Origin of the sequence: Pseudomonas flavocrustae (assembly GCF_029872515.1) — a bacterium.
Taxonomy (GTDB): domain Bacteria; phylum Pseudomonadota; class Gammaproteobacteria; order Pseudomonadales; family Pseudomonadaceae; genus Chryseomonas; species Chryseomonas aestiva.
On sequence record NZ_JAPDIQ010000005.1, the window covers coordinates 124,625 to 145,534 of the forward strand.

A 20,910-nucleotide genomic window follows, 5' to 3' on the forward strand; every position below is an offset into this window, starting at 1 on the left:
TACCATGCCGCCTCTTGCGCCCGAGGTGATGATGGATCTCTTGCTCTTCCTGGTGCTCGGCGCCTGCGCCGGGCTGCTGGCCGGTCTGTTCGGGGTTGGCGGTGGCCTGATCATCGTGCCGGTGCTGGTCTACAGCTTTACCGCCAAGGGCCTCGATCCGGACATCCTTACCCACTTGGCGGTGGGCACCTCGCTGGCCACCATTGTCTTCACCTCGCTGAATTCCGTCTGGGCCCACCATCGACTCGGCGCCGTGCGCTGGCGGCTGTTCGCCTGGATGGCCCTGGGCATCGTCTTCGGCAGCGCCCTGGGCGCCCTGACCGCCGCTGCCATCCATGGCCCGCTGCTGCAGAAGATCATCGGCACCTTCGCCATTCTCATTGCCCTCCAGCTGGCGCTGGACCTGCGCCCCAGGCGCCAGGCCGGCGAGCCCGGCAAGCCGACGCTGACGGTGGCGGGGGCGGTGATCGGCTGGGCCTCGGCGATCTTCGGCATCGGCGGCGGCTCGCTTACCGTGCCCTTTCTGGTCTGGCGTAGCCTGTCGATGCAGCAGGCGGTGGCCACCTCGGCGGCCTGTGGCCTGCCCATCGCCCTGTCCGGGGCGCTGTCCTTCATCCTGGTCGGCTGGCAGCAGCCGGGTCTGCCCGCCTGGAGTCTGGGCTATGTCTATCTGCCGGCCTTGCTGGGCATCGCCCTGGCCAGCATGTTCTCGGCCCGTTTCGGTGCGCGACTGGCCCATCGCCTCTCGCCCCGGCTGCTCAAGCGCCTGTTCGCCCTGCTGCTGTTCGGCGTCGGTCTCAACTTCCTACTCTGATCCCTTTCAAGGAGGCACCATGCTGCCGTATCCGCAAATAGACCCGGTGGCCCTGTCGCTGGGGCCGCTGAAGATCCACTGGTACGGCCTAATGTACCTGGTGGGGATCGGCGGCGCCTGGTGGCTGGCCAAGCGTCGGCTCAATCGCTTCGATCCGCGCTGGACCAGCGAGACGCTGTCGGATCTGGTGTTCTGGGTGGCGCTGGGGGTCATCGCTGGGGGGCGACTCGGCTACGTGCTGTTCTACAACCTGGCGGAGTACATCGCCAATCCGACGCTGATCTTCGAGGTCTGGAAGGGCGGCATGTCCTTCCACGGCGGCCTGCTCGGCGTGATCCTGGCGGTCTGGTGGTTCGGCAAGCGCCACAACAAGGGCTTCTTCGAGCTGATGGACTTCATCGCGCCGCTGGTACCCATCGGCCTCGGTGCCGGTCGCATCGGCAACTTCATCAACGCCGAGCTCTGGGGCAAGCCCACCGATGTCCCTTGGGCGATGATCTTCCCGCCCTACAGCGATCCGGCCCAGCTGCCGCGCCATCCGTCGCAGCTCTATCAGTTCGCCCTGGAAGGCGTGGCGCTGTTCGTCATTCTCTGGCTGTACTCGCGCAAGCCGCGGCCGACCATGGCCGTGTCCGGCCTGTTCGTGCTCTGCTACGGCATCTTCCGCTTCATCGTCGAATTCGTCCGGGTGCCCGACGCCCAGCTCGGCTATCTGGCCTGGGGCTGGCTGACCATGGGGCAGGTACTCTGCGTACCCATGGTGCTCGGCGGTGTCGCGCTGATGGTCTATGCCTACCGCCGTGCGCCGCAGCCGGTCGTCCGCGCCGAATGACGTCTGGGGGCCGCCCGCATGACAAGTGCGGGCGGCCTGTTATAGTTCAGGGACCACCATTACAACCGCGCAAGGGATCAGCCGTATGAATCCGTTCCGTAGCCTGGCCGCCGTGCTGGCGCTGGCCCTGACGATGCAGGTCCTGCCGGCTCAGGCACAGCAGGCCCAGGGTGACGTCACCGAATATCAGACCGCCGACCAGGCGTTCGGTGAAGCCCAGGCTCCCGCCGCCTTTTCGATGATCGGCGATCTGCTGATCGCGCGACCGCTGCTGATCGCCGCCACCGTGATCGGCGCGGGCGCCTTCGTGGTCAGTCTGCCGTTCACCGCCGCCGGCGGTAACATCGGCAAGGCCGGCAAGGCGCTGGTGGTCGAGCCGGGCAAGGCGGCCTTCGTGCGCTGCCTGGGCTGCACCCAGAGCGGATACGGGCGTACCGAATAGGCCCTGGCGCCAGGCCAGGTCGCTTAGGCCTGGCCGCTGATCTTCAGATACTTGTCGTGCAGCTGCTCCTTGGTCTCGACATGGTTCTCGTCGAGGGGGATGCAGTCCACCGGGCAGACCTGCTGGCACTGGGGTTCGTCGTAGTGGCCTACGCACTCGGTGCACAGGTTCGGATCGATCACATAGATCTCCGCACCCTGGGAGATGGCGCCGTTCGGGCACTCGGGCTCGCACACGTCGCAGTTGATGCAATCGTCGGTAATGATGAGGGACATCGTCGGCTCCACGCCGCGCGAACGCGCAGCGATCCAAAAGTCAGGCGCGCATTTTGCCCCATCCGCGCGCCGGCTGCACCCGACAGTCCTTGGGGTTAATCAGCTGCCCGGGGCAAAACGCTCCAGCAGCGCCTGATGCACGGTGGGATGGACGAACTTGGTCACGTCGCCACCGAGCGCCGCGATCTCCCGCACCAGGGTGGAGGACAGGTAGGAATAGTGCTCCGACGGGGTCAGGAACATGCTTTCCGCCTGGGGCGCGAGCACCCGGTTCATGTTGGCCAGCTGGAATTCGAATTCGAAATCCGACACGGCGCGCAGGCCGCGCAGGATGATGGTCGCCTGCTGCTGCTCCACCAGGGTGGCCAGCAGGCAGCTGAAGCCGATCACCTCGACGTTGGGCAGGTGCGCGGTCACCGCCTTGGCCAGCTCGACCCGGCGCTCCAGCGGAAACAGCGGATTCTTCTTGGGGCTGGCCGCCACCGCCACCACGACTTCGTCGAACAGCCGCGAGGCGCGCTCCACCAGATCGCCATGGCCCTTGGTGATGGGGTCGAAGGTGCCGGGGTATAGCACTCGGTTCATGACGCTGTCCTGGGGGCGAAGCTGTTGGGGCTTGGATGGTAGCTCAGGGGCGGAGTGAGGCCAAGGCGACAGCCGCCGGGATCGCCGACCCGTGGGCGTTTATCGGCCGGATGGCGCTGCCCGCTGGCTGACCAGCCAGTCGGGGATGCGTCTTTCCAGATAGTAGTCCGGATCGCGGAAGGCGCCGCCGACGAAACCCACGTGGCCGCCGTGGGGCAGGCGCTCGAACAGGGTATCGGGCGCCAGTTCGGCGCGGGCGGGCAGGGCGTCGGTGCCGATGAAGGGATCGTCCTCGGCCTGGATCAGCAGGGTGGGGATGCGGATTCCCCCCAGGTAGTAGCGACTGGAGGCCTGGCGGTAATAGTCCCGGGCATCGCGAAAGCCGTGCAGGGGCGCGGTGTAGCGGTCGTCGAAGTCCCAGAAGGTCTTGAGCCCCTCGGGCGGCCCCAGGCGTGCGAGGATCTCGTGCTGCTCGGGGTGGCGCTCGCGGTCGAACAGCGCCTGCTTGTCGCGCACGTAGCGCGCCAGTTCACGGATGAAGTGCCGCTGGTAGATGCGCGAGAAGCCGAGGCCGATGCGATCGGCGCAAAGGTCCAGACGAAAGGGCACCGAGACCGCGGCTGCGGCGGTGAGACCACTGTCCGCGCCGCGCTCACCGAGATACTTGAGCAGCACATTGCCACCCAGGGAAAAGCCCACCGCATACAGCGGCGCGTGCGGACGACTGGCCTGCAGATGGCGCACCACTGCCGCCAGGTCTTCGCTGACGCCGGAGTGATAGCCGCGCGGCAGGCGGTTGGGTTCGCCGGAGCAGCCGCGCCAGTTGAGGCCGACGCTGGCCCAGCCGCGGGCGGCGAGGGCGAATTGCAGGCCGAGTACGTAGTGGGAGCCGGAGCTGCCGGTCAGGCCGTGGGCGATCAGCACCAGCGGCGCACGCGGATCCTCGGCGTGGTACCAGTCCAGATCGAGGAAGTCGCCATCCTCCAGCCACAGCCGCTCCCGCGGCCGGGTGATGGGTGGCAGGCGGCGCCACAGCGAGCCCCAGAGGGTCTGCAGGTGCGGGCCGGGCAGCCAGCGCGCCGGGCGAAAGAGTGCGCTGTTCACACCTGGCGGCGCCAGAGGGCGTAGTGGACGTTGCCGGTCTTCTTCTCGCGGTGCAGCTGCCAGGTCGCGGGCAGGGCCAGGCGCGAGGGCTGGGTCTCGCTCTCGGTGTAGATCCAGGCGTCCGCGGCCAGCCAGCCCTGGGTTTCCAGAGCCGCGCAGGCCGGCTCCAGCAGGTCCTTGGCAAAGGGCGGATCGAGAAACACCAGGTCGAAGAGCGTCGCCGCTGGCTTGGCCAGCGCCTGCAGGGCGTCGGTCTGGCGCACCTCGGCGTGGGCGCAGCCGAGGGCCTGCAGATGGCCGCGCAGGGCATTGGCGGCCTGGGCATTGAGGTCGAAGGCCAGCGCCGGGCCGGCGCCGCGGGACAGGGCTTCCAGCAGCAGGGCGCCGCTGCCGGCGAAGGGATCCAGCACCCGTGCGCCCGGGGTGACGGCGGCCAGCCAGTTGAACAGGGTCTCGCGGACCCGGTCCGGGGTGGGTCTCAGGCCCAGGGCATCGGGAAAGACGAAGCGCCGGCTGCGCCAGTCGCCACCGATGATGCGCAGTTGGTTGGCGGTCTTCTGGGCCATGCTAGTGCTCCGGAACGCCGCTGGGCGGCAGGTTGGGAAGAGGGCGGGGTGGCGGCAGCGGCTGCTGGGCGACCCGTGGACCGGCGCTGACCACGACGAACCTTTCCGGGTCCAGATGGCGCTGCAGGGCGGCATGCACCTGTTCCACCGTGAGGCGGCAGACCTGCTGGAGGAAGTCGTCCAGGTAGCTGCTGGGCAGGTCGTAGAAGCCGATGTTGCCCAATTGCGCGACGATGGCGCCGTTGCTGGCGTTGGCCAGCGGGAAGCTGCCTTCGATCTGCCGCTTGGCGCGGTCCAGTTCGGCCTGGGTGGGGCCCTGGGCCAGGTAGTCGCGCAGCAGTTCGCGGACCAGCGCCAGGGTGGCATCGCCCAGTTCGGCGCGGGTCTGCAGGCCGATGGTGAAGGGACCGGGCTGACGCATGGGGGTGAAGCCCGAGCTGACGCCGTAGGCGAGACCACGGCGTTCGCGCAACTCGGTCATCAGCCGACTGCCGAAGCCGCCGCCACCGAGGATCTGGTTGCCGACGAAGAGGGCGGCGTAGTCGGGATCGCGGCGGGTGATGCCGAGTTGGCCGAGCAGCAGACGCGTCTGCTGGGCCGGGACCTCCAGCTGCACCACTGCCGGTGCGGCAGGCGCTGGCACCGGCAGTGGCGGCAGGGCCGGACCGCGGGGCAGGGCGCGCGACAGCCGGGCGGCGATCTGTTCGGCGCGCGTTCGATCCAGGTCGCCAGTGAGGGCGATCACCGCATTGCCGGCGGCATAGGCACGGGCATGGAAGGCCCTGAGGCTGGCCGCATCGAGAGGGGTCACTCCGGCTGCGGTGCCCCGTGGCGAATGGGCATAGGGATGATTGCCGTAGAGGCGCTCCTGCAGCGCTTCGCCGGCCAGGCTGGCCGGTTCGCGGCGGCTGGCGGCGATCAGCGTCAGCAACTGGTCACGGATGCGCTGGATGGCTTCGGTGGGAAAGGCCGGGCGACCGACCACCTCGGCCAGCAGCGCCAGGGCCGGTTCGCTATGGGCCGGATCGGCGAGGGTGCGCAGTCCGACCACCGCCTGATCACGATAGGCGCCATTGCTGAAATCGGCGCCCAGGCGCTCGAAGCCGTCGGCGATGGCGCCGGCATCGCGTCCCGGGGTGCCTTCGTTGAGCAGGCCGTTGGTCAGCATGGCCAGGCCCGGGGTGGCGCCGTCCTGGCTGCTGCCGGCGGCGAAGATCAGGCGCACGTCGAACATCGGCAATTCCGGCGCCGGCACGAACAGCACCTGGGCGCCCTCGGCGGTGCGCCAGCGCTGGATATCCAGCTGGCGACCCAGGGGCGGTGCGTCCTTGAGCGTCCTGAGGCTGTCCACGGCGGGATAGGCGCGCGCCAGGTCGCCGACCGGGGTAGGGGACTGGCAACCGGCGAGCAGGCACAGCGACAGCCAGAACAGCGGCTTCATGGACGATTCTCCGCGGTGACTGCGGGCTTGAGCTGGGCCAGGGTCAGGCGCTCGCGGGTGAAGTAGGTGCGCGCCACCCGGCGCAGGTCGTCGGGGGTGACCCGGCCCAGTTCGTCAAGCAGCCGATCGCCCTGACGCCAGCCGAGGCCGACGCTTTCCAGCTGACCGATGCTGCTGGCCTGGGCGGTGATGGAGTCGCGGCCATAGACCAGCCCGGCCACCAGCAGGGCGCGGACCCGGGCCAGCTCCTCGGTGCTGGGCGGCTCGCGCTTGAGCAGGTCCAGTTGCGCCCAGAAGGCCGCTTCCAGCTGGTCGAGGGTCTTGCCGCGCTGGGTGTTGGGGGTGCCACTGAGCAGGAAGAGGCTGTCGCCACGGGTGTAGGCACCATAGGCGGCGCGCACGCTGCTGGCCACTTCCGCGCCGCGTTCGAGACGGCTGGGCAGGCGCGCCCCCGAACCGCCGCCGAGCAGGGCGGCCAGCAGTTGCAGCGCGTAGGCATCGCGCGGCTGGGCGGCGGTGGCCAGGCTGGGCACGTTGAAGCCCATTAGCAGGCTGGGCAGTTCGCGGGCTTGCAGGTCCAGGCGGCGCTCGCCCGGCGCCGGCAGTTCCAGCGGGCGGCGCGGCGCGGGCAGGTCGCTGCGCGGGAGGGTGCCGAACCAGCGCTGCACCTCGGCGCGGATCGCCTGGGGCTCGACGTCGCCCACCACCACCAGGGTGGCGTTGTTGGGCGCGTACCAGGTCTGGTACCAGCGGCGCAGGTCGTCCACGCCGAGGCGCTGCAGGTCCTGGGGCCAGCCGATGGTGGGATTGCGATAGCCGCTGGCCGGGTAGGCGGCGGCCTTGAAGCGTTCGAAGGACAGTGCCTCGGGGCGGTCGTCGGTGCGCAGCCGGCGTTCCTCCTTGATCACCTCCAGCTCGCGACTGACTTCGTCGGGCGCCAGCCGCAGATGCTGCATGCGATCGGCTTCCAGCTCCAGGGCCACCGGCAGGCGATCACGGGCGAGCAGTTGGTAATAGACGGTGTAGTCGTCGGTGGTGAAGGCATTTTCCTCGGCGCCCAGGTCGCGCAGCAGGTGCGAGGCCTCGCCGGCGTCAAGCTTGCGGCTACCCTTGAACATCAGGTGTTCCAGGGCATGGGACAAGCCGGTCGCACCGGGTGCCTCCAGGCTCGAACCCACGCGGTACCAGAGTTGCACCACGGCGACCGGCGCCCGGTGATCTTCACGGACCACCAGCTTGAGGCCGTTGTCGAGGGTGAATTCCTCGGTGTTCTGCCGGCTGGCATCGGCCAGGGCGAGGGTGGGGAGCAGGCTGAGCAGGACGACCAGGGCGGTCCGACGGGAGCGGGAGGCGGACATCGCGAGAGCATGCCTTGTAGCGCGGTAGGGGACGAAGCGGCTGCGTCCTGGGGACGGTCGCGCGTTTTTCGCCGACGGGGAGGTCTTCCGCCCGGCAGGCTGCTAGGATACGCATCCCTTTTCCCGACGGCCATGCCTGACGGTCGAGCCCCGCCTGGCGGAGCTCCCGCAGCCGGCTCGTCCGTTCGATACAGAGCCCCGCATGTTTGGATCCGACGACAAGAAGTCTCCCCCCACGGAGAAGAAAGGCCTGTTCGGCTGGTTCCGCAAGAAGACTGCCGAACCCGTAGAGACGCCTGCCGAAACCCCCGCGCCCGACGCCGAGGAGCGCCTGCCCGCGCCGCTGGCCAGCGAGCCGGTGCAGCACCCGGAGCCGGTGCCCGAGCCGCCGGAGGCGATCCCCTCGCTGACCCCGGTCCCGGTCGCCGAAGAGGAGGCGCCGTCGCCGGTGGCGCTCACGGCGCTGGTCGAGCCGCTGGTGACCGATCCCATCGTGCCGCCGGTCGAGGTCGAGCCGGTGATGGCGCCCGAGGTGGAGCCCGACCCGGTGGCCGTGCCGGTCACACCGCTACCTCCGGTTGTGCCGGCGCCCGCTCCTGAGCCTGCTCCCGCCCCGGTCGTACCGGTAGCGCCCCTTGCTCCGGTCCGTTCCGAGCCCGCGGTGGTGGCGCCCGAGCCCGAACCTGCTCCGCCAGCCGTCGCCGCCACGCCGACCGAACCCGCCAAGCTGGGCTTCTTCGCCCGCCTGCGCCAGGGCCTGTCCAAGACCAGCGCCAGTCTCGGCGAGGGCATGGCCAGCCTGTTCCTCGGCAAGAAGGTCATCGACGACGACCTGCTCGAAGAGCTGGAGACCCGCCTGCTGACCGCCGACGTCGGCGTCGAGGCCACCGGCGTCATCATGCGCAACCTGACCCAGAAGGTGGCACGCAAGCAGCTGGCCGACAGCGAGGCGCTCTACCAGGCGCTGCAGCAGGAGCTCACCGAGATGCTGCTGCCGGTGGAACAGCCGCTGGTGATCGATACCTCGCACAAGCCCTACGTCATCCTGGTGGTCGGCGTGAACGGCGCCGGCAAGACCACCACCATCGGCAAGCTGGCCAAGCGGCTGCAGAGCGACGGCAAGAAGGTCATGCTGGCGGCCGGCGATACCTTCCGCGCCGCGGCGGTCGAGCAGTTGCAGGTCTGGGGCGAGCGCAACCGCATCCCGGTGATCGCCCAGCACACCGGCGCCGATTCCGCCTCGGTGATCTTCGATGCCGTCCAGGCCGCCAAGGCCCGCGGCATCGACGTGCTGATCGCCGACACCGCCGGCCGCCTGCACACCAAGGACAACCTCATGGAAGAGCTGCGCAAGGTGCGCCGGGTGATCGGCAAGCTGGACGCGGCGGCGCCCCACGAGACCCTGCTGGTGCTGGACGCCGGTACCGGCCAGAACGCCCTCAACCAGGCCAAGCAGTTCCACAATGCGGTGCCCCTGACCGGCCTGGCGCTGACCAAGCTCGATGGTACCGCCAAGGGTGGGGTGATCTTCGCCCTGGCCAAGCAGAGCGCCCTGCCGATCCGCTATGTCGGCGTCGGCGAAGGCATCGACGACCTGCGGCCCTTCGAGGCGCGGCCCTTCGTCCAGGCCCTGTTCGCGGAGCGGGGCGTCTCATGATCCAGTTCGACCGCGTCTCCAAGCGCTATCCCAATGGTCACGTCGGCCTGCAGGAACTGAGCTTCCGTGCCGAACGCGGCGAGATTCTCTTCGTCACTGGTCATTCCGGCGCCGGCAAGAGCACCCTGATGCGGCTGATCCTGGCCATGGAAAGGCCCACCGGCGGCAAGCTGACCCTGGCCGGCCAGGACATCTCGCGCATCACCAATGCGCAGATTCCCTTTCTGCGCCGGCAGATCGGCGTGGTCTTCCAGAACCATCAGCTGCTCCATGACCGCACCGTGTTCGACAACGTCGCCCTGCCGCTGCAGATCCTCGGCCTGTCCAAGCCCGAGATCGCCAAGCGCGTCGCCTCTGCGCTGGAGCGGGTCAGCCTCAAGGACAAGCTCGACGACTATCCGGCCGAGCTGTCCACCGGCCAGCAACAGCGGGTCGGCATCGCCCGCGCCGTGGTGCATCGGCCAGCCCTGCTGCTCGCCGACGAACCCACCGGCAACCTCGATCCGCGCCTGGCCTCGGAGATCATGGGCGTCTTCGAGGACATCAACAGTCTCGGCACCACGGTGCTGATCGCCAGCCACGACCATGCGCTCATCGCCCGCCTGCACCATCGCATGCTGACCCTGCAGCGCGGTCGCCTGATCGGTGACGAAGAGGAGAGCCAGTCATGAGTGGCAACGAACTGCCCCGTGGCCAGGAACAGGGCGGCAAACCCCAGCGTCCGCAGCGCCAGGCCCCGCAGAAACCCAAGAGCGACTGGCGCAGTCCGCTGCATGCCTACCTCGAAGCCCACCGCACCGGCCTGAGGGACAGCCTCAGGCGCATGGTGCAGCAGCCCATAGGCACCTTCCTTACCTGCCTGGTGATGGGCATTGCCCTGGCGCTGCCCATGGGCGTGTCGCTGCTGCTGAAGAACGTCGAGCGACTCGGCGGGTCCTGGCAGCGCGCGGCGCAGATCTCGGTGTTTCTCGACCTGCGCACCGGTCAGGACCAGGCCGAGGTGCTGATGAGCCAGATCAAGGTCCTGCCCGATGTGGCCGAGGCGCGCTGGATCAGTCCGGACGATGCCCTGAAGGAGTTGCAGCAGGATGCCGGCCTGGGTGAGGCGCTGCGCGAATTGCCGCAGAATCCGCTGCCCGGCGTCATCGCCGTGACGCCCAGGGAAATCGACAAGAGTCGTCTCGACATGCTGCGCAGTCAGCTGGCCGAGATGAACGGCGTGCAGCAGGTGCAGCTGGACATGCAGTGGGTCGAGCGGCTCACCGCCATCCTCAAGCTCGGCGAGCGCTTCGTCTTCGGCCTGACCGTGGTGCTGGTGATCGCCCTGCTGCTGGTGATCGGCAATACCATCCGCCTGGCCATCGAGAATCGCCGTACCGAGATCGAGGTGGTCAAGCTGGTGGGTGGCACCGACGGCTATGTGCGCCGGCCCTTCCTCTACATGGGCGCGCTGTTCGGCCTGGGCGCCGGCATCGCCGCCTGGGCCCTGCTGGTGTTCGGCCTGAGCTGGCTCAACGCCGCAGTGCTGGATCTGGCCGGCCTCTACGGCAGTGATTTCGCCCTGGGCAGCGTCGCCGTCGAGGACGGGCTGCAGCTGCTGATCGGCGCCGTGCTGCTCGGCTACATCGGCGCCTGGCTGGCGGTTGCCCGCCATCTGCGCGAACTCGCTCCGCGCTGACGAACGGCCGTTTCCGAAACCTGCGGAAACGGTCTAAACCCCTGATGGCACAAGCATTTCACGGTGGTTTTCAGCTGGGGTTAAGGGAACCTCGGCTAGTCTGGCGCTGTCCAAAAAATCAGTGTTAGACTGCCCAGTGCTTAGTGAATCGGAGGATTCGCATGACCACTTCGTTGCAACCTGTTCCTACATTGGTTCCCGGCGCCAGCCTGGAAGCCTATGTGCATTCGGTGAACAGCATTCCGCTGCTCACGCCGGAGCGGGAGCGTGAACTGGCCGAGCGCCTCTTCTACAAGGAAGACGTCGAGGCCGCCCGGCAGTTGGTGCTCGCGCATCTGCGTTTCGTGGTGCATATCGCCAAGAGCTATTCCGGCTATGGTCTGGCCCAGGCCGACCTGGTCCAGGAAGGCAATGTCGGCCTGATGAAGGCCGTGAAGCGCTTCAATCCCGAAATGGGCGTACGCCTGGTGTCCTTTGCCGTGCACTGGATCAAGGCCGAAATCCACGAATTCATCCTGCGCAACTGGCGCATCGTCAAGGTCGCCACCACCAAGGCGCAGCGCAAGTTGTTCTTCAACCTGCGCAGTCAGAAGAAACGACTGGCCTGGCTGAACAACGACGAGGTCCATCGCGTGGCCGAAACCCTGGGTGTCGAACCAAGGGAAGTGCGTGAGATGGAAAGTCGTCTGACCGGGCATGACATGGCCTTCGACCCGGCCAGCGATGCCGATGACGATGCGGCCTATCAGTCGCCGGCCCAGTATCTGGAAGACAGCCGTTACGATCCGGCGCGTCAGCTGGAGGAAGCCGACTGGACCGACAGTTCCACGGCCAATCTGCACGAGGCCCTGGAGCATCTGGATGACCGCAGCCGCGACATCCTCTACCAGCGTTGGCTGGCCGAGGAAAAGGCGACGCTGCACGAGCTGGCGGCCAAGTACAACGTCTCGGCGGAGCGTATCCGTCAGCTGGAAAAGAACGCGATGAACAAGCTCAAGGGCAATATCGCCGCCTGATCCGGTCGCTGACCAAAAACCGCACTTCCGGGTGCGGTTTTTTCATGTCCGAAAATCCTTACCCTGTTGTGGACGGGACCCAGCGTATCGCGGCCATGGGCCGCTCCTACAGGGTGTGATGCTTCTGTAGGAGCGGCCCATGGCCGCGATGGAGCATCAAGGCACGACCGCATCAATCAACTTGAGTCGGTAGAGTGGAAAACCGCGCAGCGTTTTCCAGTTGCCTGGCTACCGCCCGGTCATCTGCCTGAGATAGTCGCTACCGCCCAGCTGTCGTTCCTGCTGGCGGATCCAGGCGGCGCGTTCGGCGACGTAGGCGCTGGGGCGACTCGGGCTCCATTCGCGGGGATTGGGCAGCACGGCGGCCAGCAGGCTGGCCTGGCGGTCGGAGAGGTAGGGAGCGCCTATGCCGAAATGGTGACGGGCCGCTGCCTCGGCGCCGAACACGCCGTCGTCCCATTCCACGCTGTTGAGATAGACCTCGAGGATGCGCTGCTTGGACCAGAAGGTTTCCAGCAGCACGGTGAACCAGGCTTCGAAGGCCTTGCGCAGATAGCTGCGGCCGCTCCATAGAAAGAGGTTCTTGGCGGTCTGCTGGCTGATGGTGCTGGCGCCGCGCAGGGAACCACCGGCTTCGTTGTGGCTGAAGGCCTGGCGGATCGCCGCCATGTCGAAGCCCCAGTGCTCGGCGAAGTGCTGGTCTTCACCGGCGATCACCGCCATCTTGAGATCGTCCGGCAGCTCCTTCCAGGGTCGCCAGTCGCGCTGCAGATCGATGGGCTTGCCGTCGATCCAGGACTCGACCTTGCGCTCCACCATCAGCATGCTGCCCGGCGGCGGCACCCAGCGCAGGATCAGCACCAGAGCGGCGCTGAGGACGGCGAACCAGAGGGCGATACGCAGGAGACGGCGGAGGAGGGTGAGCAGCATCGGCTTGGTCTTTGGCGGTTAGCGGGCCATTATAACCAGCGCTTCTCTTCCATCGCCCGGTAAAACCCATGTTGCGTCTCTTCCTGCTGTTCGCGGCCCTGGCCGGCTTCACCGGTGTCGGACTCGGCGCCTTCGCCGCCCATGGACTCAAGGGCCGACTGACCGCCGACTACCTGGCCGTGTTCCAGACCGGCGTCCTCTATCAGCTCATCCATGCCCTGGCGCTGTTTGGCGTCGCCCTCTTGTCGCTGCACTTCCAGGGGCGCCTGGTGGCCTGGGCCGGTGGCTTTTTCATCGCCGGCATCCTGCTGTTTTCCGGCAGCCTCTATCTGCTGACGCTGACCGGCATCGCGCGGCTGGGCATCATCACCCCCTTCGGCGGGCTGTGCTTTCTCGCCGGCTGGGCCTGCCTGGCCATCCTCGCCTGGCGCCTGAGCAGTCTCTGACCGCGCACTGGCCGTCGTTCCCGGCCCAGCGCCGCTGCAATGCACGCCCGACCGGCGTAGAATGCCGGCTCACCCCGTGACGATGCCTTTGCCATGCAGATTCTGTTGAACGGCGAATCCCTTGAATTGCCGGACGGCGCCACCGTCGCCGACCTGCTCGTGCGTCTCGACCTGACCGGGCGGCGGGTAGCGGTGGAACGCAACCTCGACATCGTGCCGCGCAGCCAGCACGCCACCACCGCCCTGGTGGACGGCGACCGGCTGGAAGTGGTCCACGCCATCGGCGGCGGCTAGCCGCGCAAGAGGAATCCAGATGAAAGACACTCCCTTTACCCTGGCCGGGCGCACCTATGAGTCGCGTCTGCTGGTCGGGACCGGCAAGTACCGCGATCTCGAAGAGACCCGCGTGGCCATCGAGGCCTCCGGTGCCGAGATCGTCACCGTGGCGGTGCGTCGCACCAACATCGGCCAGACGCCCGGCGAGCCCAATCTGCTCGACGTGATCTCACCCGAGCGCTACACCATCCTGCCGAACACCGCCGGCTGCTATGACGCGGTGGAAGCGGTGCGCACCTGCCGCCTGGCGCGCGAGCTGCTCGACGGTCACAACCTGGTCAAGCTGGAAGTCCTGGCCGACCAGAAGACCCTGTTCCCCAACGTCATCGAGACCCTCAAGGCCGCCGAGACGCTGGTCGCCGACGGCTTCGACGTCATGGTCTACACCAGTGACGATCCCATCGTCGCCCGCCAGCTGGAGGCCATCGGCTGTATCGCCGTCATGCCACTGGCCGGTCTGATCGGCTCGGGCCTGGGCATCTGCAATCCCTACAACGTGCGCATCATCCTCGAAGAGGCCAAGGTGCCGGTGCTGGTGGATGCCGGGGTGGGTACCGCCTCCGACGCCACCATCGCCATGGAGCTGGGTTGCGAAGCGGTGCTGATGAACAGCGCCATCGCCCATGCCCGCGAGCCGGTGCTGATGGCCGAAGCCATGAAGCACGCCATCGTCGCCGGTCGCCTGGCCTATCTGGCCGGGCGCATGCCGCGCAAGCTCTATGCCACGGCCTCCTCGCCGCTGGACGGCCTGGTCAACTAGGACCTGGCGCCCTCCATCACGCGCCCGGCCTCTGCCGGGCGTCTCTTTTTCCCACTATCGATAACGCCATGACCGATCATCAAGACGACCAGACCCCCGACCGCCCCCGGCGCACCATCAAGAGCTTCGTGATGCGCGCCGGCCGCATGACCGAAGGCCAGCAACGCGGTCTCGACCAGGGTTGGCCACGCTTCGGTCTGGAGCTGACCGACGGCCTGCAGGATTTCGACCAGGCGTTCGGCCGCCAGGCGCCGCGCACCTTCGAGATCGGTTTCGGCATGGGCCATTCCACCCTGGAAATGGCCGCCGCCGCGCCCGAGCAGGATTTCATCGGCGTCGAGGTGCATCGCCCGGGCGTGGGCGCGCTGCTCAATGGCGCCATGACCCAGGGCCTGACCAATCTGCGGGTCTACAGCTGCGATGCCCTCGAGGTGCTGCGGCAGTGCGTGGCCGATGCCAGTCTGGACCGGGTGCTGCTGTTCTTTCCCGATCCCTGGCACAAGAGCCGTCACCACAAGCGCCGTATCGTCCAGCCGGCCTTCGCCGAACTGGTCCGGCAGAAGCTCAGGGTCGGCGGGGTGCTGCACATGGCCACCGACTGGCAGGCCTATGCCGAACACATGCTCGAGATCATGAACGCCGCTCCGGGTTACCGTAATCTCGGCGACGCCTCGGGCTATGTGCCGCGCCCCGAGGAAAGACCCATCACCAAGTTCGAACGCCGTGGCGAGCGCCTGGGGCATGGCGTCTGGGATCTCAAGTTCGAACGCCAGAGCTGACCGTGTATCTCTGACGAATCGATCTTGAGCTGCCGACGGGCAATTGGCATGATGGCCAATTGCCCTGCTGTGATGGCGGTTGCAGTCGAATTCACAGAGACACCTGGATGTCAGTCCTCTTCAAGAACGCCAACCGGTCCCGTGCCGCCCTTTGTGAGCGGCGGATTCCATGAGGGATCTGGTCCGTCCCGATTCGCCGACGGCCGAGTTGCACGCCGTACGCCGCTGGCTCGAAGTCGAGCGTAGCGCTCGCCAGCGCACCGAGCGCTCGCTGCACCTCATCGCTTCAGCCTTCGCCCTCTGCCGCGACGCCATGGCCGTGCTGACCGAAAGCGGGCAGATCATCGAAGCCAATGACGCCCTGCGCGCCCTGATGCTCAGTGCGGAGCGCAGTGTCAGCGGCCAGTACCTGTCGCACTACATCAAGTTGCCCGAGGCGGCCATCCGTACCTTCGAGCGCGACGGCTATGCCCTGTGCGAAGCCCAGTTCCACGTCTCCGCCAAGCGGATCACGCCGGTGGAGATCAGTCTGAGTCGCTTCGCCGGCGAGGCGGATCGCGAAGGCTACGTGGTCGCCAGTCTAAGGGACATCACCGAGCGCAAGCGCACCGAACAGGCGCTGGAGCGCATGGCGCTCAGCGACGCCCTGACCCAGTTGCCCAATCGCACCTCCTTCTACCAGGACTTCGAGACGCGCCTGCAGGACCTCGAAGAGACCGGCAACCTCGCGGTGCTGTTCATCGATGTGGACGGCTTCAAGGAGGTCAACGACTCCCTGGGCCATGCTGCCGGTGACGAACTGCTCTGCGCCCTGGTGCGCGAGTTGCGCCAGGTGCTGGGGGCCGGTGAGGTGCTGGCGCGCTGGGGCGGCGATGAGTTCGTCGCCCTGCTGGACGTGAGCGATCGCGATCAGGCCCGTCAGGTCGCCGAGCAACTGGTGCAGGCGGTGGGCCGGCAGCAGTGCATCGCCGGCCACGATATCCGCGTATCGGCCAGCATCGGTCTGAGTCTGGCGCCCGAAGAGGGACTGGATGTGGAGACCCTGCTGCGCAATGCCGATGCCGCCATGTACGCGGCCAAGGCGGCCGGCAAGAGCCGGGTGCGCTGCTACGATCCGCAGCTGACCTGCGAGGCGCGCAGCAAGGTGACCCTGCTGGCCCATCTGCACGGCGCCATCGAGGCGGAGCTCATCACCTTCGTCCTGCAGCCCAAGTTCGATGCCCGCCAGCGCATGGTCAGCGCCGAGTTGCTGGCGCGCTGGAACTGTCCGGGCGTCGGGGCGGTGCCGCCCAACGTCTTCGTCGCCCTGGCCGAGCAGAACGGCATGGCCTCGGCCCTCGGGCGGCTGGCGATCCGCCGCGCGGCCGCTTGCGCCCGGGCCCTGCAGGACGCCGGTCTGCAGATCCCGGTGGCAGTCAACATCTCGCCGCTGCAGGTGGCCGATGATGAACTGGCCGAGGTTCTCGCGGCCGCCTGCGCCGAATTCGGCATCGAGCCCAGTGCGCTGGAGCTGGAGGTGACCGAATCGGTATTCCTGCAGCAGGGCACGCCGGAGCGGCGCCTGGCCGCCTTGCGCGAGCAGGGCTTTCGGGTGGCGATGGACGATTTCGGCACCGGCTATTCGTCGCTGGGCTATCTGCACCGCCTGCCCTTCGACACCATCAAGATCGACCGCAGCTTTCTGCTGGCGGTGGACGCCGACGACCGATCCCGGCAGTTGCTGGCCGGCATCGTCAGCCTGTGCCGCGCTCTGGACATGCAGATCGTCGCCGAAGGGGTGGAAACCCAGGCCCAGTTCGAATTGCTCAAGGACCTGGGCGTGGACACCTTCCAGGGCTTCCTGCTGGGTCGCCCGCAATCCCTGGAGTGCCTGCTGGACGGTATCCCCGCCCGCTGCCGCTAGCTACGGCGTTCGGCCAGCACGCCCAGCAGGCAGACGCCGATCAGCAGCACCGGGGCCAGGGCATAGTTGTTGAACTGCGCCAGGCCCTTGACCACCCAGGGGGTCAGGAAGGTCATGGCGGCGCCATAGATGGCCAGGCAGGCCAGGGCGAAGGCCGGTATCCGAACGGCGGTCGGCAGGCTGCCCAGCCGCGCCTGGATGAAGGCGTTGACCTGGCTGCCGAACAGCACCAGCAGAGTGGCGGTGACCGCCAGGGCCACCTCGTCCAGGTGGCTGCGGCTCCAGCGGGAGAGGTCGGCGATATGGTCGAGTACGAAGTCCAAGGCAGAGCTCCTCGTCAGTCAGGCAGAAAGGATTGCAAGAGGTCGTTCAGGAACAGCTGGCCGCGGGCGGTGGGGCGCAGCCGCTGTTCATCCTCGGCCAGCAGGCCGGCGCGGCGCGCCGCGGCCAGTGCGGGCGCCAGGCTGTCCAGGGACTGACCGGTCCGCTGCGGATACCAGGCGGCGGGCACCCCGTCCACCAGGCGCAGGGCGTTCATCATGAAGTCGAAGGGCAGGTCGGCTGGCGCCAGGGGTTTCGCGCCGGCCTGGAAGGTCTTGGCCGGGTCCAGATAGTCCTTGGGCAGGCGGGTCTTCCAGGTGCGCTGCAGGGTGCCGTCCGGGGCGCTGAGCTTGGCGTGGGCGCCGGCGCCGATGCCGAGGAAGTCGCCGAAGCCCCAGTAGTTGAGATTGTGCCGCGCCTGGCGCCCGGGCTGGGCATAGGCAGAGGTCTCGTACTGGTGGTAACCGGCGGCCGCCAGCCGCGCCTGGCCGGCTTCCTGGATGTCCCAGAGGGTGTCGTCTTCGGGCAGCTCCGGTGGCTGGCTCCAGAACACCGTGTTGGGCTCCATGGTCAGCTGGTACCAGGACAGGTGGGTGGGCGCGAGCGCGATGGCCTGCTCCAGATCGCCGAGGGCATCGGCCACGCTCTGCTCGGGCAGGCCGTGCATCAGGTCCAGGTTGAAATTGTCGAAGCCGGCGGCGCGCGCCCGGTCGGCGGCGCGAATGGCTTCATCGCGGCCGTGGATGCGCCCCAGGGCCTTGAGCTTGGCGTCCTGGAAGCTCTGGATGCCGATCGACAGCCGATTGATGCCCAGCCCGCGGTAGGCGACGAACTTGGCCTGCTCGAAGGTGCCGGGATTGGCCTCCAGGGTGATCTCGATATCCGGCGCGAAGCTCAGCCGCCGGGCCACGCCATCCAGCAGACGGCCCAGGGCCGCGGCGGAAAACAGACTGGGCGTGCCGCCGCCGAAGAAGATCGAGGTCAGCGGGCGGCCATGGACGTGCGCCAGGTCGTTGTCCAGATCCGCCAGCAGGGCATCGACATACTCGGCCTCCGGCAGGGTCGGGCCGGCCGCATGGGAGTTGAAGTCGCAATAGGGGCACTTGCGCACGCACCAGGGGATATGGATGTAGAGCGCCAGTGGCGGCAGGGCGAACACCTGGGTCACAGGCCGAGCCGTTGCTTGAGCTGGGCCATGGCGCGGGCGCGATGGCTGCGCTGGTTCTTTTCCGCCGGCGCCAGTTCGGCCGCGGAGACCGCTTCGCCATCGGGCTGGAACAGCGGATCGTAGCCGAAGCCATGCTCGCCCTGGGCGGCATGGAGGATGCGCCCGGGCCAGAGGCCCTCGCAGAGGATCGGCAAGGGATCGTCGGCGTGGCGCACCAGGGCCAGCACGCAGACGAACTGGCCGGTACGCTCGGCGTCGGGGACGTCACGCAGCACGTCGAGCAGCTTGGCGTTGTTGGCGGCATCGCCCTTACCGTCGGCGTAGCGGGCGGAATAGATGCCGGGAGCACCGCCGAGGGCATCCACCGCCAGGCCCGAATCGTCGGCCAGGGCCGGCAGACCGGACAGCCGCGCCGCGTTGCGCGCCTTGAGGATGGCGTTCTCGACAAAGGACAGCCCGGTTTCCTCGGGTTCCACCTGGCTGAATTCGCCCACCGAGCGCACCCGCACCCGGTCGCCGAGCATGGCCTGGAGTTCCTTGAGCTTGCCGGCGTTGTGGCTGGCGAGAACCAGTTCGGTAAGGTCGGACATGGGAGACACCGCGTCGCGTTGAGAAGGGCGGCGTATTGTACGCGAAGCCGTGCCCAGGCTGGCTGCGCCGCCCGTGCCTTACGTCATATCGCGACGCGCAGGTCGTGCAGGTGCGGCGCGCTGACCCGGTAGATACCGATCTCGCCGAGCAGGTTTGGCCACAGCTTGCTGGCCCAGCCATGACGATGCAGGCGGTCCACGGCGAGACGATCCAGCACCTGGGCACGCTGTTCGCGGCAGAGGCGTTCGAAGTCCTCGAAGGTGCAGAAGTGGATGTTCGGTGTGTTGTACCAGGTGTAGGGCAGGAAGTCCGAGACCGGCATCCGCCCCCGGCCGCCCAGGTACAGCCGGCAACGCCAGTGACCGAAATTGGGAAAGGTGATGATGCACTGGCGACCGACCCTGAGCATCTCCTGGAGGATGCGATCCGGGTACTGCATGGCCTGCAGCGACTGAGTCATGACCACCACGTCGAAGCTGTCGCTGGCGAAGTTGGCCAGGCCGCCGTCGAGATCCTGCTCGATGACGTTGACGTCCTTGAGCAGGCATTCGGCGATCTTGTCCGGGTCGATCTCCAAGCCGTAGCCGGTGACCTGCTTGTGATCGCGCAGCCAGGCGAGCAACTCGCCGGTGCCGCAACCGAGGTCGAGGACCCGGCTGCCGGCGGGGATCCATTCCTGAATGATGTCCAGATCGGCGCGCACGGCAGCTATACCTCGATGCGGGTCATGTAGTGGGAGAAGGCCTGCAGATAGCGCGGGATGGGGATGAGGAAGGCGTCATGCCCCTGGGGGGCGTCCACCTCCAGGTAGCTGACGTCCTTGCGCGCGGCCATCAGGGCGTTGACGATCTCCTTGGAGCGCGCCGGCGAAAAGCGCCAGTCGGTGGTGAAGGAGACGATCAGGAAACGCGCCTGCACTCCGGCCAGGGTCTTGGCCAGGTCGCCGCCCTGGGCATGGGCCGGATCGAAATAGTCCAGCGCCTTGGTCATCAGCAGGTAGGTGTTGGCGTCGAAGCGGCCGGAGAATTCCTCGCCCTGGTAGCGCAGGTAGCTCTCCACCTGGAATTCGACACTGTGGAAGTCGTAGTTGAGCTGGTCGGTCTTGAGTTCGCGACCGAATTTCTCGCCCATGGCCTCGTCGGACAGGTAGGTGATGTGGCCGACCATGCGCGCCAGCATCAGGCCGCGCTTGGGGATCACGCCCTTTTCCTGGAAGTGGCCGGCGTGGAAATCCGGGTCCGAAAGGATGGCCTGGCGCGCCACCTCGTTGAAGGCGATATTTTCCGCCGACAGCTTGGGTGCCGAGGCGATGGCCAGGCAGTGGCGGATGCGCTCGGGATAGCTTATGGTCCACTGCAGCGCCTGCATGCCGCCCAGGCTGCCGCCGATCACCGCCGCCCACTGCCCGATACCCAGGCGATCGGCCAGCCGGGCCTGGCTGTTGACCCAGTCCTCCACGGTCAGCACCGGGAAGTCCGCGCCATAGGCCCGACCGGTCTCGGGGTTCGGACTGCTGGGGCCGGTGGAGCCGTTGCAGCCGCCCAGGTTGTTGAGGGCGACGACAAAGAACTTGCGGGTGTCGATGGGCTTGCCGGGACCTATGCAGCTATCCCACCAGCCCGGCTTGCGGTCGTCCATGCTGTGGTAGCCGGCCGCGTGGTGATGGCCCGAGAGCGCGTGGCAGATCAGCACGGCGTTGCTGCGACTGGCGTTGAGTTCGCCATAGGTCTCGACCATCAGGTCGTAGGCCGGCAGGGTGCGACCACAGGCCAGGGCCAGGGGCTCGTTGAAGTGCAGCAGCTCGGGGGTGACCAGGCCGACGGAATCTTCGGGAATGACGCTGGGCATTGACGGCTCGTCCGGGGCGGGGCTCGCCAGTCTAAAGAGCACCGCCGGGAGCGGCAAGGG

Annotated in this window: 24 protein-coding genes; 12 read left to right on the top strand and 12 right to left on the bottom strand. The window is 67.5% G+C overall.

Translation table 11 applies throughout. The features are described from left to right. Window positions 1–31 precede the first annotated feature (31 nt). From OMP44_RS12930 to OMP44_RS12940, 3 genes are all read left to right on the top strand, one after another. Entirely contained in the window at window positions 32–814 is a 783-nt protein-coding gene (locus OMP44_RS12930; RefSeq protein WP_280309019.1) for a sulfite exporter TauE/SafE family protein, read from the top strand. A 19-nt stretch (window positions 815–833) separates the two neighbouring features. Next, window positions 834–1,646 carry a prolipoprotein diacylglyceryl transferase gene (lgt, locus tag OMP44_RS12935; RefSeq protein ID WP_280308684.1) on the top strand — a complete coding sequence of 271 codons (813 nt, stop codon included), beginning with the start codon at window positions 834–836 and terminating at the stop codon, window positions 1,644–1,646. 85 nt (window positions 1,647–1,731) lie between these two features. Next, the gene (locus OMP44_RS12940) at window positions 1,732–2,088 is read left to right on the top strand and encodes a multidrug transporter (RefSeq protein ID WP_133861480.1); all 357 of its coding nucleotides are present in this window, start codon (window positions 1,732–1,734) and stop codon (window positions 2,086–2,088) included. Between the two features lie 23 nt (window positions 2,089–2,111). Here the strand turns inward: OMP44_RS12940 and OMP44_RS12945 are convergent, their stop codons facing one another. The 6 genes from OMP44_RS12945 to OMP44_RS12970 form a co-directional block, all read right to left on the bottom strand. Next, window positions 2,112–2,363 (bottom strand): YfhL family 4Fe-4S dicluster ferredoxin, encoded by a 252-nt coding sequence (locus OMP44_RS12945; protein WP_007161640.1) that lies wholly within the window; start codon window positions 2,361–2,363, stop codon window positions 2,112–2,114. A 99-nt stretch (window positions 2,364–2,462) separates the two neighbouring features. Further along, window positions 2,463–2,948, bottom strand: a complete 486-nt coding sequence (gene coaD / locus OMP44_RS12950; RefSeq protein ID WP_133861478.1) for a pantetheine-phosphate adenylyltransferase — start codon at window positions 2,946–2,948, stop codon at window positions 2,463–2,465. A gap of 99 nt (window positions 2,949–3,047) precedes the next feature. After that, on the bottom strand, window positions 3,048–4,052 hold the full coding sequence (locus OMP44_RS12955) for a hydrolase (RefSeq protein ID WP_280308687.1): 1,005 nt from the start codon (window positions 4,050–4,052) through the stop codon (window positions 3,048–3,050). Continuing rightward, a complete protein-coding gene (gene rsmD / locus OMP44_RS12960; protein ID WP_273861868.1) occupies window positions 4,049–4,618 on the bottom strand; it encodes a 16S rRNA (guanine(966)-N(2))-methyltransferase RsmD in 570 nt (189 codons plus the stop codon). Before rsmD ends, OMP44_RS12955 begins: the two co-directional genes overlap by 4 nt. 1 nt (window position 4,619) lies before the next feature. Next, entirely contained in the window at window positions 4,620–6,059 is a 1,440-nt protein-coding gene (locus OMP44_RS12965) for a M16 family metallopeptidase (RefSeq protein WP_280308690.1), read from the bottom strand. Continuing rightward, on the bottom strand, window positions 6,056–7,417 hold the full coding sequence (locus OMP44_RS12970; RefSeq protein WP_280308693.1) for a M16 family metallopeptidase: 1,362 nt from the start codon (window positions 7,415–7,417) through the stop codon (window positions 6,056–6,058). Before OMP44_RS12970 ends, OMP44_RS12965 begins: the two co-directional genes overlap by 4 nt. A gap of 202 nt (window positions 7,418–7,619) precedes the next feature. On the opposite strand from OMP44_RS12970, the gene ftsY reads away from it, so the two are divergent. The 4 genes from ftsY (at window position 7,620) to rpoH (ending at window position 11,768) form a co-directional block, all read left to right on the top strand. Next, a complete protein-coding gene (ftsY, locus tag OMP44_RS12975; RefSeq protein ID WP_273861865.1) occupies window positions 7,620–9,074 on the top strand; it encodes a signal recognition particle-docking protein FtsY in 1,455 nt (484 codons plus the stop codon). Beyond that, window positions 9,071–9,745 (top strand): cell division ATP-binding protein FtsE, encoded by a 675-nt coding sequence (ftsE, locus tag OMP44_RS12980; RefSeq protein WP_133861472.1) that lies wholly within the window; start codon window positions 9,071–9,073, stop codon window positions 9,743–9,745. The genes ftsY and ftsE overlap by 4 nt, the downstream gene beginning before the upstream one ends. Beyond that, on the top strand, window positions 9,742–10,752 hold the full coding sequence (ftsX, locus tag OMP44_RS12985) for a permease-like cell division protein FtsX (protein WP_158893568.1): 1,011 nt from the start codon (window positions 9,742–9,744) through the stop codon (window positions 10,750–10,752). The genes ftsE and ftsX overlap by 4 nt, the downstream gene beginning before the upstream one ends. 161 nt (window positions 10,753–10,913) lie before the next feature. Further along, window positions 10,914–11,768 (top strand): RNA polymerase sigma factor RpoH, encoded by an 855-nt coding sequence (rpoH, locus tag OMP44_RS12990; RefSeq protein ID WP_064309252.1) that lies wholly within the window; start codon window positions 10,914–10,916, stop codon window positions 11,766–11,768. A gap of 228 nt (window positions 11,769–11,996) precedes the next feature. Here the strand turns inward: rpoH and mtgA are convergent, their stop codons facing one another. Next, on the bottom strand, window positions 11,997–12,698 hold the full coding sequence (gene mtgA, locus OMP44_RS12995) for a monofunctional biosynthetic peptidoglycan transglycosylase (protein WP_133861470.1): 702 nt from the start codon (window positions 12,696–12,698) through the stop codon (window positions 11,997–11,999). Between the two features lie 68 nt (window positions 12,699–12,766). On the opposite strand from mtgA, the gene OMP44_RS13000 reads away from it, so the two are divergent. From OMP44_RS13000 to OMP44_RS13020, 5 genes are all read left to right on the top strand, one after another. After that, entirely contained in the window at window positions 12,767–13,144 is a 378-nt protein-coding gene (locus OMP44_RS13000) for a DUF423 domain-containing protein (protein ID WP_133861469.1), read from the top strand. A gap of 93 nt (window positions 13,145–13,237) precedes the next feature. Continuing rightward, entirely contained in the window at window positions 13,238–13,438 is a 201-nt protein-coding gene (thiS, locus tag OMP44_RS13005) for a sulfur carrier protein ThiS (protein WP_017640999.1), read from the top strand. A 19-nt stretch (window positions 13,439–13,457) separates the two neighbouring features. Then, complete coding sequence (locus tag OMP44_RS13010; protein ID WP_280308703.1) at window positions 13,458–14,240, top strand: thiazole synthase; 783 nt, start codon at window positions 13,458–13,460, stop codon at window positions 14,238–14,240. A gap of 68 nt (window positions 14,241–14,308) precedes the next feature. Continuing rightward, on the top strand, window positions 14,309–15,019 hold the full coding sequence (gene trmB, locus OMP44_RS13015; protein ID WP_133861467.1) for a tRNA (guanosine(46)-N7)-methyltransferase TrmB: 711 nt from the start codon (window positions 14,309–14,311) through the stop codon (window positions 15,017–15,019). Window positions 15,020–15,188: 169 nt separating this feature from the next. After that, window positions 15,189–16,922 carry a putative bifunctional diguanylate cyclase/phosphodiesterase gene (locus tag OMP44_RS13020; protein WP_280308705.1) on the top strand — a complete coding sequence of 578 codons (1,734 nt, stop codon included), beginning with the start codon at window positions 15,189–15,191 and terminating at the stop codon, window positions 16,920–16,922. Here OMP44_RS13020 and OMP44_RS13025 read toward each other — a convergent pair. From OMP44_RS13025 to metX, 5 genes are all read right to left on the bottom strand, one after another. Continuing rightward, window positions 16,919–17,245 (bottom strand): DUF3392 family protein, encoded by a 327-nt coding sequence (locus OMP44_RS13025; RefSeq protein WP_133861465.1) that lies wholly within the window; start codon window positions 17,243–17,245, stop codon window positions 16,919–16,921. The two genes, OMP44_RS13020 and OMP44_RS13025, sit on opposite strands and share 4 nt — an antisense overlap. Before the next feature lie 14 nt (window positions 17,246–17,259). Next, a complete protein-coding gene (hemW, locus tag OMP44_RS13030; protein ID WP_280308709.1) occupies window positions 17,260–18,411 on the bottom strand; it encodes a radical SAM family heme chaperone HemW in 1,152 nt (383 codons plus the stop codon). Further along, window positions 18,408–19,001 carry an RdgB/HAM1 family non-canonical purine NTP pyrophosphatase gene (gene rdgB / locus OMP44_RS13035; RefSeq protein WP_133861463.1) on the bottom strand — a complete coding sequence of 198 codons (594 nt, stop codon included), beginning with the start codon at window positions 18,999–19,001 and terminating at the stop codon, window positions 18,408–18,410. The genes hemW and rdgB overlap by 4 nt, the downstream gene beginning before the upstream one ends. A gap of 83 nt (window positions 19,002–19,084) precedes the next feature. Beyond that, a complete protein-coding gene (metW, locus tag OMP44_RS13040) occupies window positions 19,085–19,705 on the bottom strand; it encodes a methionine biosynthesis protein MetW (RefSeq protein ID WP_133861462.1) in 621 nt (206 codons plus the stop codon). A 5-nt stretch (window positions 19,706–19,710) separates the two neighbouring features. Further along, complete coding sequence (gene metX, locus OMP44_RS13045) at window positions 19,711–20,850, bottom strand: homoserine O-succinyltransferase MetX (protein WP_133861461.1); 1,140 nt, start codon at window positions 20,848–20,850, stop codon at window positions 19,711–19,713. Between the last annotated feature and the right edge of the window lie 60 nt (window positions 20,851–20,910).

Excerpts from the sequence above, each read along its gene's own strand:
- OMP44_RS12945 (WP_007161640.1), bottom strand. The coding sequence starts at position 2,363 with ATGTCCCTCATCATTACCGACGATTGCATCAACTGCGACGTGTGCGAG.
- OMP44_RS13010 (WP_280308703.1), top strand. The coding sequence starts at position 13,458 with ATGAAAGACACTCCCTTTACCCTGGCCGGGCGCACCTATGAGTCGCGT.
- metX (WP_133861461.1), bottom strand. The coding sequence starts at position 20,850 with ATGCCCAGCGTCATTCCCGAAGATTCCGTCGGCCTGGTCACCCCCGAG.
- OMP44_RS12970 (WP_280308693.1), bottom strand. The coding sequence starts at position 7,417 with ATGTCCGCCTCCCGCTCCCGTCGGACCGCCCTGGTCGTCCTGCTCAGC.
- ftsY (WP_273861865.1), top strand. The coding sequence starts at position 7,620 with ATGTTTGGATCCGACGACAAGAAGTCTCCCCCCACGGAGAAGAAAGGC.
- trmB (WP_133861467.1), top strand. The coding sequence starts at position 14,309 with ATGACCGATCATCAAGACGACCAGACCCCCGACCGCCCCCGGCGCACC.
- OMP44_RS13000 (WP_133861469.1), top strand. The coding sequence starts at position 12,767 with ATGTTGCGTCTCTTCCTGCTGTTCGCGGCCCTGGCCGGCTTCACCGGT.
- rsmD (WP_273861868.1), bottom strand. The coding sequence starts at position 4,618 with ATGGCCCAGAAGACCGCCAACCAACTGCGCATCATCGGTGGCGACTGG.
- OMP44_RS13020 (WP_280308705.1), top strand. The coding sequence starts at position 15,189 with ATGAGGGATCTGGTCCGTCCCGATTCGCCGACGGCCGAGTTGCACGCC.
- thiS (WP_017640999.1), top strand. The coding sequence starts at position 13,238 with ATGCAGATTCTGTTGAACGGCGAATCCCTTGAATTGCCGGACGGCGCC.
- rdgB (WP_133861463.1), bottom strand. The coding sequence starts at position 19,001 with ATGTCCGACCTTACCGAACTGGTTCTCGCCAGCCACAACGCCGGCAAG.
- ftsX (WP_158893568.1), top strand. The coding sequence starts at position 9,742 with ATGAGTGGCAACGAACTGCCCCGTGGCCAGGAACAGGGCGGCAAACCC.
- ftsE (WP_133861472.1), top strand. The coding sequence starts at position 9,071 with ATGATCCAGTTCGACCGCGTCTCCAAGCGCTATCCCAATGGTCACGTC.
- rpoH (WP_064309252.1), top strand. The coding sequence starts at position 10,914 with ATGACCACTTCGTTGCAACCTGTTCCTACATTGGTTCCCGGCGCCAGC.
- OMP44_RS12965 (WP_280308690.1), bottom strand. The coding sequence starts at position 6,059 with ATGAAGCCGCTGTTCTGGCTGTCGCTGTGCCTGCTCGCCGGTTGCCAG.
- lgt (WP_280308684.1), top strand. The coding sequence starts at position 834 with ATGCTGCCGTATCCGCAAATAGACCCGGTGGCCCTGTCGCTGGGGCCG.
- mtgA (WP_133861470.1), bottom strand. The coding sequence starts at position 12,698 with ATGCTGCTCACCCTCCTCCGCCGTCTCCTGCGTATCGCCCTCTGGTTC.
- OMP44_RS12930 (WP_280309019.1), top strand. The coding sequence starts at position 32 with ATGGATCTCTTGCTCTTCCTGGTGCTCGGCGCCTGCGCCGGGCTGCTG.
- coaD (WP_133861478.1), bottom strand. The coding sequence starts at position 2,948 with ATGAACCGAGTGCTATACCCCGGCACCTTCGACCCCATCACCAAGGGC.
- OMP44_RS12940 (WP_133861480.1), top strand. The coding sequence starts at position 1,732 with ATGAATCCGTTCCGTAGCCTGGCCGCCGTGCTGGCGCTGGCCCTGACG.